The organism is Streptomyces sp. NPDC029014 (assembly GCF_055564695.1).
On sequence record NZ_JBVHVT010000148.1, the window covers coordinates 1 to 11,032 of the forward strand.

Below are 11,032 nucleotides of genomic sequence, written 5' to 3' on the forward strand. Positions count from 1 at the left end.
TCGGCACCACCCTCGGCCCCATCGCCAAGCCCAAGCGCGTCCTGCCCGTCGCGGAACTCCCCAAGACCCGCTCCGGCAAGATCATGCGCCGCCTCCTGCGCGACGTCGCCGAAAACCGCGAACTCGGCGACGTCACCACCCTCACCGACTCCTCCGTCATGGACCTCATCCAGAGCAAGCTGCCCACGGCCGGCAGCGAGGACTGAGTCCGGGTCGGGCACGGCCCGGCCCGGCCCGGATCCGATCCGGGAAGGGGCATCCAGCGCGACGCGCCGGATGCCCCTTTCGCGCATAAGGTGATGATCACCCGGTTCGTTCCTGCGTACTCCTGTACGGTGAGGGAAACGTAAAGAACACAGGTGCGCCGGGAAGTCTGGTCGGCAGCGAATTCCGCCATGCCGTCCCACCACCCCGGAGGTGTCCCCTCGTGGCCGCGCCCCGCTCCCCCGACCGCCGCAGCCGCCCGTTCCTCGGCCTTCTCTCCCTGCCCGAGCGGCGCTTCGTGGCGGACGCACTGCGCACCGAGACGGTCGGCGGCGTCCTGCTCCTCGTCGCCGCGGTGGCCGCCCTGCTGTGGGCCAACATCCCCGCCTTCGGCGACAGCTACGAGGCCGCCCGCTCCTTCCACATCGGCCCCGCCGCCCTCGGCCTGGACCTGTCGCTCCAGCACTGGGCGGCCGACGGCCTGCTCGCGATCTTCTTCTTCGTCGCCGGCATCGAACTCAAGCGCGAGCTCGTCGCCGGTGACCTGCGCGACCCCAAGGCGGCCGCGCTCCCGGTGATCGCCGCGGTCTGCGGCATGGCCGTGCCCGCGGTGGTCTACGTACTCGTCAACACCGTCGGCGGCGGATCGGCGGACGGCTGGGCGGTCCCGACCGCCACCGACATCGCCTTCGCCCTCGCCGTCCTCGCGGTCATCGGCACCTCGCTGCCGTCCGCCCTGCGCGCCTTCCTGCTCACCCTCGCCGTCGTCGACGACCTCTTCGCGATCCTGATCATCGCGGTCTTCTTCACCAGCAAGATCAGCTTCCCGCAGCTCGGCGGAGCGCTCCTCGGACTGGTCCTGTTCTGGTTCCTGCTGCGCAAGGGCGTGCGCGGCTGGTACGTGTACGTCCCGCTCGCCCTGGTCATCTGGGGCCTGATGTACAACAGCGGGGTCCACGCGACCATCGCCGGCGTCGCCATGGGCCTGATGCTGCGCTGCACCCGCCACGAGGACGAGGAGCACTCCCCCGGCGAGCACATCGAGCACCTGGTCCGCCCCCTCTCGGCCGGCCTCGCCGTCCCGCTCTTCGCGCTGTTCTCCGCCGGCGTCGCCCTCTCCGGCGGCGCCATCGGGCAGGTCTTCACCCGGCCCGAGCCCCTCGGCATCGTCCTCGGCCTGGTCGTCGGCAAGACCGTGGGCATCTTCGGCGGCACCTGGCTGGCCGCCCGCTTCACCCGGGCCGAGCTGAACGGGGACCTCGCCTGGCCCGACGTGCTCGCCGTGGCCTCCCTCGCCGGCATCGGCTTCACCGTCTCCCTGCTGATCGACGAGCTCGCGTTCGCCGAGGACCCGGTCCTCATGGACGAGGTCAAGGCCGCCGTGCTGATCGGCTCCTTCACGGCCGCCACGGTCGCCTGCGTCCTGCTCAAGCTGCGGGACCGCACGTACCGGGCGCTGACCGAGGCCGAGGAGCGCGACGAGGACCTCGACGGCATCCCGGACATCTACGAGGAGCACAACCCGGACTACCACCTGCGGATGGCGCGGATCCACGAGGAGAAGGCCGCGGCGCACCGCCTCAGGGCCGCCGAAGCCGCTGCCGAGACGGCTGCCGGAACCGCGGGCGGAGCGGCTGCCGGGACCGCGGGCGAAACGGCCGCGCCGGCCGCCGCGCCGGCCGAAGGGGCGGCCGGGTCCAGCGCTGGCGACGACCGTCCGGCATGATCTGAACTGACGCAGTGACCGACGGGGGACAGCCGCCGGCCGACGACAGAGGGAGAGAGCGATGAGCGCAGTGGACCAAGGGGCGCAAGGAGCCGAGCGCACACTCGGCCAGCTGGTCGCCTCGGCCACCGCCGAGATGTCCGCCCTGGTGCACGACGAGATCGCCCTCGCCAAGGCGGAGCTCCGCGAGGACGTCCGGCGCGGGGCCACCGGCGGCATCGCCATCTCCATCGCAGGAGTGTTCGCCCTCTTCTCCCTGCCGGTGCTGAGCTTCGCCGCGGCGTACGGGATCCACAACCTCGGGCTCGGCCTCGCCTGGTCCTTCCTCATCGTCGGCGTGGCGTTCCTGCTGCTCGCGGGCCTGCTCGCGCTCATCGCCACGTCCAAGTTCAAGAAGGTCAGGCCGCCGGAGCGGTCCATCGCCTCCGTCAAGGAGACCGCGGCCGTCCTCCAGACCGTCAAGCCGCACCCGCGGCCGGTGAGTGACCAGGCTGTGGGTGTGGCACGCTCGTCCTCATGACAGCGACCGCGCCGGACCCCAGCACCCCGCCCACCACCGCGACGGCGGTGCGCATCGACGGCCCCTGGACGCACCGGGACGTCGCGGCCAACGGGGCCCGGTTCCACGTCGCCGAGCTCGGCGACGGGCCGCTGGTGCTGCTGCTCCACGGCTTCCCGCAGTTCTGGTGGACCTGGCGGCACCAGCTGACCGCGCTCGCCGAAGCCGGGTACCGCGCCGTCGCGATGGACCTGCGCGGGGTGGGCGGCAGCGACCGCACCCCGCGCGGCTACGACCCCGCCAACCTGGCGCTCGACGTCACGGGCGTCATCCGGTCCCTCGGCGAGCCGGACGCCGCCCTGGTGGGGCACGACCTGGGCGGCTACCTCGCCTGGACGGCGGCCGTGATGCGGCCCAAGCTGGTCCGCCGGCTCGTCGTCTCCTCCATGCCGCACCCGCGGCGCTGGCGCTCGGCCATGCTGTCGGACGTCGGACAGACCAGGGCGAGCTCCCATATCTGGGGCTTCCAGCGGCCGTTCATCCCCGAGCGGCAGCTCGTCGCGGACGACGGCGCCCTCGTCGGGAAGCTCATCCGGGACTGGTCCGGGCCGCGGCTCCAGGAGGACGCGGCCGAGGAGGACCTCGCCGTGTACCGGCGGGCGATGTGCATCCCGTCCACCGCGCACTGCTCGATCGAGCCGTACCGCTGGATGATGCGTTCCATGGCCCGGCCGGACGGGCTCCAGTTCAACCGTCGGATGAAGATGCCGGTGCGGGTGCCGACCCTGCACCTGCACGGCTCGCTCGACCCCGTGATGCGCACGCGCAGCGCGGCCGGCTCCGGCGAGTACGTCGAAGCCCCTTACCGCTGGCGGCTGTTCGACGGGCTCGGGCACTTCCCGCACGAGGAGGACCCGGTTGCGTTCTCGACCGAGCTGGTGAACTGGCTCAAGGACCCGGAACCGGACCGCTGACCTCCGGCGCCCACGGCCCGTGCGGCTGCGGGCTCCTGACGGCTCGTCGGTCCTTTCGTCCTACGGTCCTTCAATTGCCCGGCGCATAGGCCAATTGGCCGCGCCGGACGGGGTTACCGACCTTGGCGCCCGGGCACAGCTCGTTGTATGGGCTGGACGCACGACCACGGTGACACCACACACGACCGCCGCCCGGCAGTGACGCCGGGCGGGCACGGGAGGACCGGCCGCGAGGGCCGCGACCCCCACCTCGGGATTCCGCGCATCCTGCGCCGCCGGGCCCGCTGGGTGTCGGCCCGGCTGCGCCATCCGCGGACGTAGCCGGGGCGGCGCCGCCGTCGTCCCGGGCCGTACGGGCGAGGCGTCACCCACCCGTACGGGGTCACCCGGCGGTACGGCTCACAGGGCGCAGGCCTGGCTGTCGACCCGCCGTTCGGCGGCCCTCCCGATCCGGATGTCGTCGCGGACCTCGTCTGCCGTCAGTGCGTAACCGGTGTTCGGGTCGTCGAGGGACTTCGCGAAGACGACCCCGTACACCTTGCCGTCGGAGGTCAGCAGCGGGCCGCCGGAGTTGCCCTGGCGGACGGTCGCGAACAGTGAGTACACGTCGCGGCGGACGGTGCCCCGGTGGTAGATGTCCGGGCCGTTGGCGTTGATCCGGCCGCGGACGCGCGCCGAGCGGACGTCGTACGCACCGTTCTCCGGGAAGCCCGCGACGATCGCGTCGCTGCCGCTCACCGCGTTCTTGTCGGCCCACTCCAGTGGCGGGGCCTTCAGCTTGGGCACGTCGAGGACGGCGATGTCGCGCTCCCAGTCGTAGAGCACGACCTTCCCGTCGTACAGCTTGCCCTCGCCGCCGATCTGCACGGTCGGCTCGGTGACGCCTCCGACGACGTGCGCGTTGGTCATGACCTTGCCCGGGGCGAAGACGAAGCCGGTGCCTTCCAGCACCTTGCTGCAACTGGGCGCCGTGCCGACGACCTTCACGATCGAGCGCTTGGCGGCCGCGGCGACGGGGCTCTGCGCGAGCGCCGGGTCGGGGGCCCTGACCTCGGTGATGGGCTCGTTGGAGAACGGGCTGAAGACCTGCGGGAAGCCGTTCTGGGCGAGGGTGGAGGTGAAGTCCGAGAACCAGGTGCCGGCCTGGTTGGGCAGCACCCGCGACACCCCCAGCAGCACCTTGGAGTTGCGGACCTCCTTGCCCAGCGTGGGCAGTGAGGTGCCGGCGAGCGCCGACCCGATGAGCCAGGCGACGAGCAGCATCGCGACGACGTTCACCAGGGCGCCGCCGGTGGCGTCGAGGATCCGCGCGGGCGACCACGTGATGTGGCGGCGCAGGCGGTTGCCGAGGTGGGTGGTGAAGGCCTGCCCGATGGAGGCGCAGACGATGACGACGACGACGGCGACCACCACGACCGTGGTGGACACGTTCGAGCCGTTGTCGGTCACCTTGTCCCAGATCAGCGGGAGGACGGACATGGCGATGAGGCCACCGCCCAGGAAGCCGATCACCGACAGGATGCCGACGACGAAACCCTGGCGGTAGCCGACGATCGCGAACCACACGGCAGCGACCAGCAACAGGATGTCCAGCACGTTCACGTGGGCCACCGTCTCATGCGCGCCAGTCGAGCGGGACCTGCCTGGAGCGGTCCCATGGGCGCTCCCAGCCGGCGAAGTGCAGCATCCGGTCGATCACTCCGGCGGTGAAACCCCAGACCAGGGCGTTGTTCACGGTGAATGCGGGGCCGAGGTGGCCACTGGGGTGGACGGCGGTGGCGCGGTTCTCGGGGTCCGTGAGATCCGCCACGGGCACGGTGAAGACGCGGGCGGTCTCGGCCGGGTCCACGGCGCCCACCGGGCTCGGCTCGCGCCACCAGCCCAGGACCGGGGTGACGACGAACTCGCTGACCGGGATGTAGAGGCGGGGCAGCACCCCGAAGAGCTGGACCCCGGCGGGGTCGAGCCCGGTCTCCTCCTCGGCCTCGCGCAGTGCGGCGTGCAGCGGGCCGGTGGTGTGCGGATCGCCGTCCTCCGGGTCGAGGGCGCCGCCGGGGAAGGAGGGCTGGCCGGGGTGCGAACGCAGGCTCCCGGCCCGCTCCATGAGCAGCAGTTCGGGTCCGGCGGGGCCCTCGCCGAAGAGGATGAGCACCGCGGACTGGCGGCCCCGGCCGTCCTCGGGCGGCAGGAACCGGCTCAGCTGGGTCGGGCGGACCGTCCGCACGGCCTCCACGACCGGGTCCAGCCAGCCGGGCAGGCCGTGGGTGCTCAGGCGCAGGTCGCGGTGGACGGCGGAGCCCTCCCCGGGACCCGGCCCGGAGTCCCGCCCCGGTCCCGGACCGAAGCCCGGCCCGGAGTCCTGCGCCGAAGGCGCGGCCGCCCGGGCCACTCCGCTGTCGTCCCGCGTTCCGCGCGTCATAGGCACCCCTGCTCCCTGCCGTTGCTGTTGCCGGCACCGGCCCGACACCGTCCCGACGCCGTCCCGACACCGGGTCCCGACACCGGAACAACGTCGTCCCGGCCAGGATTGGTTCCACCGCGGGCCGCCCGCGTGGGCGGCCCGCGGGCTGCTCAGACCGCCGCCGCGGCTCCTCCGAGCGGCTGGGCCGGAAGGCCCGGGTAGTCGGACGGCGGGTTCAGCCGCTGGCCGGGCTGGCCGCCCTTCTCGTACTTCAGCAGCTTCTTCGCCTTCTCCGGGTCGGTCTCGCCCTCCCCGTACGCGGGGCAGAGCGGGGCGATCGGGCAGGCACCGCAGGCCGGCCGGCGGGCGTGGCAGATGCGGCGGCCGTGGAAGACGACCCGGTGCGAGAGCATCGTCCACTCGCTCTTCGGGAAGATCGCGCAGATCTCCGCCTCGACCTTCTCCGGGTCCTCCTGCTCGGTCCACTTCCAACGCCGGACCAGCCGCCCGAAATGGGTGTCCACGGTGATCCCGGGAACCCCGAACGCGTTCCCGAGCACCACGTTGGCCGTCTTGCGGCCGACGCCCGGCAGGGTCACCAGGTCCTCCAGGCGGCCCGGGACCTCCCCGCCGAAGCCGTCCCGCAGGGCCTGCGAGAGGCCGAGGAGGGCCTTGGACTTGGCCCGGAAGAACCCGGTCGGCCGGATGATCTCCTCCAGTTCCTCGGGCGCCGCAGCAGCCATGTCCTCGGGGGTCGGGTACGCGGCGAAGAGGGCCGGCGTCGTCTGATTGACCCGCAGGTCGGTCGTCTGGGCGGACAGGACGGTCGCGACGAGCAGCTCGAAGGGGTTCCGGAAGTCGAGTTCGGGGTGGGCGTACGGGTAGACCTCAGCCAGCTCTCGGTTGATCCTGCGGGCGCGGCGCACCATGGCCAGACGGGATTCCGTTTTCTTGGCCGAAGCTTTGCCCGAGGGCTTGGGCAGGGCCTTCTCGGGCTTCCGAGACCGCCCGGACGCCTTCTGGGGGGCTTGTTCGCCCACAGCTGAATCGGCCGCGCGCGTCACTCGCGCGGACCCCTTGGCCTGTGCTCTCACCGGCTTATTGGACACCCGGCCAGCCTAAGCCCGGCCGTCCGAACCCGCCCGGACCTCAGGTAACACCACCCCGATTGGCCTCTCGCCGCACAGCATGCCCGTACGTCCGGCATCCTTGTGATTGATCGCACTGTTTGAGGCGTCCGGCAAAATGGGGAACACGGTCCCCTGAGCTGGTCGACATAGGAGAGAGACTCGTGGACGACGTTCTGCGGCGCGCCCCGCTCTTCGCGGCGCTCGATGACGAGCAGGCCGCGGAGCTCCGCGCCTCCATGAGCGAGGTGACTCTCGCACGCGGTGACGCCCTGTTCCACGAGGGCGACCCCGGTGACCGGCTGTACGTCGTGACCGAGGGCAAGGTCAAGCTGCACCGCACCTCCCCCGACGGCCGCGAGAACATGCTGGCCGTCCTCGGCCCCGGCGAGCTGATCGGCGAGCTCTCGCTGTTCGACCCGGGCCCGCGCACCGCCACCGCCACCGCCCTCACCGAGGTCAAGCTCCTCGGCCTGGGCCACGGCGACCTCCAGCCCTGGCTGAACGCCCGGCCCGAGGTGGCCAGCGCCCTGCTGCGCGCGGTGGCCCGCCGCCTGCGCAAGACCAACGACCAGATGTCCGACCTGGTCTTCTCCGACGTCCCGGGCCGCGTCGCCCGCGCCCTCCTGGACCTGTCGCGCCGCTTCGGCGTGCAGTCGGAGGAGGGCATCCACGTCGTGCACGACCTGACTCAGGAAGAGCTGGCCCAGCTCGTCGGCGCCTCCCGCGAGACCGTGAACAAGGCCCTGGCCGACTTCGCCGGCCGCGGCTGGCTCCGGCTGGAGGCCCGCGCGGTGATCCTGCTGGACGTGGAGCGGCTGGCCAAGCGCTCGCGCTGACGCCCGGCAACCGCACGTACGGCCCGTGATCCCGGGCCGTACGTGCACGTACGCATGCGCATGCGCGGAAGGGGTCCCGCCCGGTGACACCGGGCGGGACCCCTTCGTGCTGCCCCGGAGCCCCGGCCCCCGCGCGCCCCGCAGCTGCGGCGACCGGGCACAGTGGTGCCATGGAACCTCGGGGAGTGGACGCGGACGGGTACTTCGAGCGGGAGGGGTCGCAGGACCGGGTGCAGGAGGCGTTCGCACCGGTCGTCGCCGCCGCACGGACCCTGGTCGCCGAGGCGTACGGGCCCCGGCTGCACAGCGCCTACCTGTACGGGTCGGTACCGCGCGGCACCGCCCGCCCGGGCCGCTCCGACCTCGACCTGCTGCTCGCCCTGCACCACGAGCCCGCGGACGAGGACCGGGAGACCTCGGCGGTGCTGGCACGGACCCTGGACGGGCAGTTCCCGCAGATCGACGGGGCCGGCGTGCTGCTGTACGGCCGGGACCGGCTGCTGAGCGCGCAGGAGCGGTACGACATGGGCTGGTTCCTGGCCTGCCTGTGCACCCCGCTGCTCGGCCCCGATCTGGCCGAGCAGCTGCCCCGTTACCGCCCGGACGCGACGCTGGCCCGCGAGACGAACGGCGACCTGGCCGCCCTCCTGCCCCGCTGGCGGGCCCGGCTGGACAGGGCGGCGACGCCCGCGGACGTCCGGCGGCTCAGCCGCGGCTTCGCCCGGCACCTGGTGCGTACCGGGCTGATGCTCGTCATGCCGCGCTGGGGCGGCTGGACCAGCGACCTCACCGAGTCCGCGGAGGTCTTCGGGCGGTACTACCCGCAGCGCGCGGCGCAGATGCGGGCCGCAGCCGCGGTGGCGCTGGAGCCGGTCTCCGACCCGGCCGTGCCGCGCGCGTTCGTCGAGGAGCTCGGGCCGTGGCTCGCGCGGGAGTACACGGCCCGGCTGGGCACGAAGACCCCGCGTTAGCCGGTGCCGGGCCCGCCCCGGGGTGGTGCCGGGTCCGCCGGGGGTCTCAGCCGCGGGCCGGCAGGGCCTGCGCCAGGGCGTCGACGGCGTGCTTGGCCTCGGCCAGGCCCGCCCCGGTGGCGGCCCGGTAGGCCTTGATCGCCTCGATCGTGCGGCCCTCGCGCAGCAGCGCCCGTACCGCGTCCAGGCCGGCCGGCTCCGGCTCCTCGATGCCCAGGTGGTCCAGGAGCAGGCCCAGGCGCCGCTCCGCCCGTTCCGCCCTGCGCTCCAGCGCCTTCGTGCGCAGGGTCACCGTCGAGACGGTCCACGCGGCGCAGGCGAGTACGGCGAGAAGCAGGATCAGCATGTTCATTCGGGCCCCCCGGGGATCAGTCCGTGATCTTGAAGGTACTCCAGCTGGGCCCGCACGGACCATTCGGCGGCGGGCCACAGCGAGCGGTCGACGTCCGCGTACACGCGGGCCACGACCTCCCCGGGGGTGCTGTAGCCGTTCTCGACGGCGGTCTCGACCTGCGCGAGCCGGTGCGCGCGGTGGGCGAGGTAGAACTCCACGGCGCCCTGGGCGTCGTCCAGCACCGGGCCATGGCCGGGCAGCACCGTGCGCACGCCGTCGTCGACCGTCAGCGAGCGCAGCCGGCGCAGCGAGTCGAGGTAGTCGCCGAGGCGCCCGTCGGGGTGGGCCACGACGGTGGTGCCGCGCCCGAGGATCGTGTCGCCGGTCAGGACGGCCCGGTCGGCGGGCAGGTGGAAGCAGAGCGAGTCGGCGGTGTGCCCGGGGGTGGGGACGACGCGCATCTCCAGGCCGCCGGTGCGGATCACGTCGCCGGCGGACAGCCCCTCGTCGCCGAGGCGCAGGGCCGGGTCCAGGGCGCGGACCTTGGTGCCGGTGAGCTCGGCGAAGCGGCCGGCGCCCTCGGCGTGGTCGGGGTGGCCGTGCGTGAGGAGGGTCAGCGCGATGCGCTTGCCCGCCCGCTCGGCGGTCTCGACGACCGCCCGCAGGTGGGCCTCGTCGAGGGGGCCGGGGTCGATGACGACGGCGAGGTCGGAGTCGGGCTCGGAGACGAGCCAGGTGTTGGTGCCGTCGAGGGTCATGGCCGAGGCGTTCGGGGCCAGGACGTTCGTGGCGCGGGCGGTGGCCGGGCCGGAGGAGACCACTCCGCGCGGCTGTCCGGGCAGGGCTGCGGCATCGGTCACGACCCACCTCCGAAGCTGACGCGCTTGGTGAACTCGTCGTGGCCTGGCCAGCTGAGCACCACCTCGCCGTTCTCCAGCGCGGCCTGCGCCAGTACGGGTTCCAGGTCCTGGCCGGCGGCCGCGGCGAGGGCGTCTTCGGCGCTGCGGTACGGCTCCAGGGAGCGCAGGGTGGAGATGGTGGGCGGCATCATCAGCAGTTCGCCCGCGTCGTAGCCGTCCGCGGCGTCGGCGGGGCGGATCCAGACGGTCCGGTCGGCCTCGGTGGAGGCGTTGCGGGTGCGCTGGCCCTCGGGAAGGGCGGCGACGAAGAACCAGGTGTCGTAGCGGCGCGGCTCGAACTCCGGGGTGATCCAGCGGGCCCACGCGCCGAGCAGGTCGGAGCGCAGCCGCAGGCCGCGGCGCTCCAGGAAGGCGGCGAAGGACAGCTCGCGGGCGACGAGGGCCTGCCGGTCGGCCTCCCAGTCCTCGCCGGTGGTGTCCCCGACGACGGTGTCGGCGGTCTCCCCCGCGAGGAGCACGCCCGCCTCCTCGAAGGTCTCGCGCACGGCCCCGCAGACGATGGCCTGGGCGGTACGGGCGTCGGTGCCCAGGCGGGCCGCCCAGTCGTCGAGGCCGGGTCCTGCCCAGCCGACGAGGCGGTCCTCGTCGCGCGGGTCGACGGCGCCGCCGGGGTAGGCGTACGCGCCGCCGGCGAAGGCCATGGAGGCCCGCCGGCGCAGCATGTGCACGACCGGGCCGGCCGCGGTGTCCTTCAGCAGCATCACGGTGGCGGCCCGTCTGGGCTCCACCGGCGTGAGGGAGCCGTCCGCGAGCGCGCGGATCCGGTCGGGCCACTCCGGCGGGTACCACTGCCCTCCGGCGGGGGTGGCTCCGTGTGTCTGCTGCTGTCCCTGCTCACCGTTGGGCATGCCGGGATGCTACGGCCATCCGGCCCGATGTTCGAGAGCCACCTGCCGTGGGGGGGGGGGGGGGGGGGGGGGGGGGGGGGGGGGGCACGGGCCGCCGGGGGGGGGGGGGGGGGGGGGCCTGTCCCTGGGGGGGGGGGGGGGGGGGGGGTAGGGGCGCGCGGAGCCACACGGTGTTCGGGGGGCAAGGGT

Annotated in this window: 11 protein-coding genes and 1 pseudogene; 6 read left to right on the top strand and 6 right to left on the bottom strand. The window is 73.4% G+C overall.

Annotated elements, in window-relative coordinates; all coding sequences use genetic code 11:
• The 4 genes and pseudogenes from ACZ4VL_RS39270 to ACZ4VL_RS39285 form a co-directional block, all read left to right on the top strand.
• Window positions 1-206: pseudogene (locus tag ACZ4VL_RS39270) on the top strand (acetyl-coenzyme A synthetase); the annotation flags it as partial.
• A 221-nt stretch (window positions 207-427) separates the two neighbouring features.
• Complete coding sequence (gene nhaA, locus ACZ4VL_RS39275; protein ID WP_468210395.1) at window positions 428-1,930, top strand: Na+/H+ antiporter NhaA; 1,503 nt, start codon at window positions 428-430, stop codon at window positions 1,928-1,930.
• Between the two features lie 61 nt (window positions 1,931-1,991).
• Entirely contained in the window at window positions 1,992-2,450 is a 459-nt protein-coding gene (locus ACZ4VL_RS39280; protein ID WP_468210398.1) for a phage holin family protein, read from the top strand.
• The gene (locus tag ACZ4VL_RS39285) at window positions 2,447-3,403 is read left to right on the top strand and encodes an alpha/beta fold hydrolase (RefSeq protein WP_468210401.1); all 957 of its coding nucleotides are present in this window, start codon (window positions 2,447-2,449) and stop codon (window positions 3,401-3,403) included. The genes ACZ4VL_RS39280 and ACZ4VL_RS39285 overlap by 4 nt, the downstream gene beginning before the upstream one ends.
• 399 nt (window positions 3,404-3,802) lie before the next feature.
• On the opposite strand, the gene ACZ4VL_RS39290 is transcribed toward ACZ4VL_RS39285, so the two are convergent.
• From ACZ4VL_RS39290 to nth, 3 genes are all read right to left on the bottom strand, one after another.
• Entirely contained in the window at window positions 3,803-5,005 is a 1,203-nt protein-coding gene (locus tag ACZ4VL_RS39290) for a MarP family serine protease (protein WP_468210404.1), read from the bottom strand.
• 13 nt (window positions 5,006-5,018) lie between these two features.
• Window positions 5,019-5,822 (bottom strand): NUDIX hydrolase, encoded by an 804-nt coding sequence (locus ACZ4VL_RS39295; RefSeq protein ID WP_468210407.1) that lies wholly within the window; start codon window positions 5,820-5,822, stop codon window positions 5,019-5,021.
• A gap of 152 nt (window positions 5,823-5,974) precedes the next feature.
• Window positions 5,975-6,844, bottom strand: a complete 870-nt coding sequence (gene nth, locus ACZ4VL_RS39300) for an endonuclease III (RefSeq protein ID WP_468210410.1) — start codon at window positions 6,842-6,844, stop codon at window positions 5,975-5,977.
• Between the two features lie 251 nt (window positions 6,845-7,095).
• Between nth and ACZ4VL_RS39305 the strand changes: the two genes are divergently transcribed.
• Both ACZ4VL_RS39305 and ACZ4VL_RS39310 read left to right on the top strand, forming a co-directional pair.
• Window positions 7,096-7,770: a Crp/Fnr family transcriptional regulator gene (locus tag ACZ4VL_RS39305; protein WP_010473292.1), complete on the top strand. Its 675-nt coding sequence runs from the start codon at window positions 7,096-7,098 to the stop codon at window positions 7,768-7,770.
• Window positions 7,771-7,940: 170 nt separating this feature from the next.
• Window positions 7,941-8,741, top strand: a complete 801-nt coding sequence (locus ACZ4VL_RS39310) for a nucleotidyltransferase domain-containing protein (protein WP_468210413.1) — start codon at window positions 7,941-7,943, stop codon at window positions 8,739-8,741.
• A gap of 46 nt (window positions 8,742-8,787) precedes the next feature.
• Here the strand turns inward: ACZ4VL_RS39310 and ACZ4VL_RS39315 are convergent, their stop codons facing one another.
• From ACZ4VL_RS39315 to ACZ4VL_RS39325, 3 genes are read right to left on the bottom strand one after another with little or no spacing between them, the layout of a single operon-like run.
• The gene (locus tag ACZ4VL_RS39315; RefSeq protein WP_468210416.1) at window positions 8,788-9,093 is read right to left on the bottom strand and encodes a hypothetical protein; all 306 of its coding nucleotides are present in this window, start codon (window positions 9,091-9,093) and stop codon (window positions 8,788-8,790) included.
• Window positions 9,090-9,935, bottom strand: coding sequence for an MBL fold metallo-hydrolase (locus ACZ4VL_RS39320; RefSeq protein ID WP_468210418.1), 846 nt, complete (start codon window positions 9,933-9,935; stop codon window positions 9,090-9,092). The genes ACZ4VL_RS39315 and ACZ4VL_RS39320 overlap by 4 nt, the downstream gene beginning before the upstream one ends.
• Window positions 9,932-10,843 carry an NUDIX hydrolase gene (locus ACZ4VL_RS39325; RefSeq protein WP_468210421.1) on the bottom strand — a complete coding sequence of 304 codons (912 nt, stop codon included), beginning with the start codon at window positions 10,841-10,843 and terminating at the stop codon, window positions 9,932-9,934. Before ACZ4VL_RS39325 ends, ACZ4VL_RS39320 begins: the two co-directional genes overlap by 4 nt.
• Window positions 10,844-11,032: the final 189 nt, after the last annotated feature.